Here is a 2,042-nt window from a genome sequence, read left to right on the forward strand (position 1 = left end):
CAGAAGATATGGATATATCTTGTGCTCCGGGTGCTTCTTGCTGGTCTTCGGTTCCTGGTAGATAGGCACCAACCGCATGAGCTGCATCAGCCGCCGCACACGATGTCGGCCGCATTTATGTCCCTCGCGAGCCAAGTGCCGGACCATCTGGCGTGAGCCATACCATGGCGTCTCGAGGAACTGACGATCGATGATTTCCATGAACTTCAGGTTCTCGGGGCTTTCCCCACGCGGCTGGTAGTAGAGGGTTGAGCGTGCCAGTGACAGCAGGCTGCATTGCCGCCGGACGCTGAGATCGGATGGTCTTTCTTCACCGCTTTTTGCCTCCAGTGCCGGGGATGAGACTGGAGGCTTCCAACAAAAAATCCCGTTCCACGACCAGCTGCCCGATTTTGGCGTGCAGCTTTCCGACCTCTGCCGCCGATATCGTCGGCTCCGCGGTCGCCTGGCCGGTGAAGGCCTGTGCCATGTTCTCAATCGCGGTCCGTTTCCAGCCGCTGATCATGGTAGGGTGGATGTCATACKTCTTGGCCAGCTCGGCCGTCGTCAGCTCCTCGCGGATGGCTTCCAAAGCCACCTTCGCCTTGAACTCTGCCGAATAGCGTTTCCGTTTCGTCATTTCTGTCCGTTCTTCCTCAGACACTACAGATTAGCACCCGGTCCGAAATCCCGCGACCACCTCTGCGGCCATAGTCCGGGCCGGTCACGGCGCGCAACTCCGTGCGGCCATTCGCGACTTCCATGGTCTTGATCTGCTCGGCCCGGTGGTTCGTCAGCCCGTATTGCAGGTTAATCCCGCCAGCGGCGCAGGCAATTGTCGAAGATAGGCCGCGGGGGCACAGTCGAGGCTCGAGAGCTGGCCGAAGGACCAATGCGTTGGCGCAACCGGCTCATCCGTGCCCGGCAGGACGAGGTCCAGCTTCTCCGGGTTGTCGCGATGCGCTTCGACCCGGATCGCCGCGCTCTCCACCGTGCGCGTCCGGCTGTGCTCCGCCCGGCCCTTGACCGAGGCGAAGAGATCGTCGAGCGAAAGGTACCGCTCGTCATCAGGCCGCGAGAACCATTCGGACGACACGCGGTCCACGTTCGAAACCCCCGACACATCCACCTTGTAGCCGCCGTTGATGTCACGCCCGGCGTCGATAATTTCGGTATTCATGAGTTTTCTCCCGCGACGGGCGGTCGGGAGCCTCTCTCTCGACCTCCAAACCCGTCACGGATCGGGACGGCTATCCTCTCACTCTGCGGTTATTCGGCTGCGAGGTTCCCAAACGGACCCGGCGCGCGCGCCGCAGCCAATCCGTGCAGCGCCTTGGGGCGAATATGCGTGTAGCGGCGCAGCATCTTCCAATCCTTGTGGCCTGTAACAAGCGCGACTTGTTCGATGGCGAAGCCTGCTTCGAACAGGCGACTTGTGCCCTCATGGTGCAAGTCGTGGAAGTGCAGGTCCTTGATACTAACCTCGTCGCAGGCGCGCCGGAGGGCTGTTCCGACGGATCGCGAATTATAGGGGAATATCCAGCCCTTGGCGCGCCTAAGCTGCTTCGCCTGCGCCGTAACCAGCGCCCAGGCGTCGAAGCCTGTGGCAGCGAAGAGCGGTATCCGCTGGTCGTTGCCGGTCTTGTTGCGTGGGTCTTTCCGGTCGCGGATCAGGAGCATGCGCCGATCAAGGTCGAGATCCGTCCACTCGACCCGGCAAATCTCGTCGAGCCGCATCGCGGTGGCCACTGCAAACTGCACGATCCTAGATGTTTGATCCCACGGTTTGATGGTGTGATCCTTTCTCAGGAATGGAAGGAAGCATTATGGGACAAGTTCGTCACGGGAGCGCCTCGACCACGCACGCTGTCAGAGCTGCAATACAGCGATCGCAAGCTTCGCTCACGCAGCTGAGCAAGGAGCTGGGCATCAATCCCAAGACCGTCGCGAAGTGGCGCAAGCGGGCGACGGTGGAGGACTTGAAGACTGGGCCGAGGGAGCCGCGTTCGACCGTTCTCACCGAAGCGGAGGAGGCCATGATTGTCGCATTCCGGCGTCATACG

General features: G+C 61.1%; 2 protein-coding genes and 3 pseudogenes. 1 reads left to right on the forward strand and 4 read right to left on the reverse strand.

All coding sequences use genetic code 11. The features are described from left to right. The 4 genes and pseudogenes from FEV53_RS20115 to FEV53_RS20130 all read right to left on the reverse strand — a co-directional run. Nucleotides 1-201: IS3 family transposase (locus FEV53_RS20115; protein WP_142836399.1), on the reverse strand; the 201-nt coding region annotated here is incomplete at its 3' end. A gap of 156 nt (nucleotides 202-357) precedes the next feature. Beyond that, nucleotides 358-619: pseudogene (locus FEV53_RS20120) on the reverse strand (transposase); the annotation flags it as partial. Between the two features lie 64 nt (nucleotides 620-683). Further along, nucleotides 684-1,159: pseudogene (locus FEV53_RS20125) on the reverse strand (DUF932 domain-containing protein); the annotation flags it as partial. A gap of 89 nt (nucleotides 1,160-1,248) precedes the next feature. Then, nucleotides 1,249-1,740, reverse strand: coding sequence for a site-specific integrase (locus FEV53_RS20130; protein WP_246100947.1), 492 nt, complete (start codon nucleotides 1,738-1,740; stop codon nucleotides 1,249-1,251). A gap of 65 nt (nucleotides 1,741-1,805) precedes the next feature. On the opposite strand from FEV53_RS20130, the pseudogene FEV53_RS20135 reads away from it, so the two are divergent. After that, a pseudogene (locus FEV53_RS20135) lies at nucleotides 1,806-2,042 on the forward strand (IS481 family transposase); the annotation flags it as partial.

The sequence above is a fragment of the Palleronia caenipelagi genome (genome assembly GCF_007004065.1).
In the GTDB taxonomy this organism is placed as follows: domain Bacteria; phylum Pseudomonadota; class Alphaproteobacteria; order Rhodobacterales; family Rhodobacteraceae; genus Palleronia; species Palleronia caenipelagi.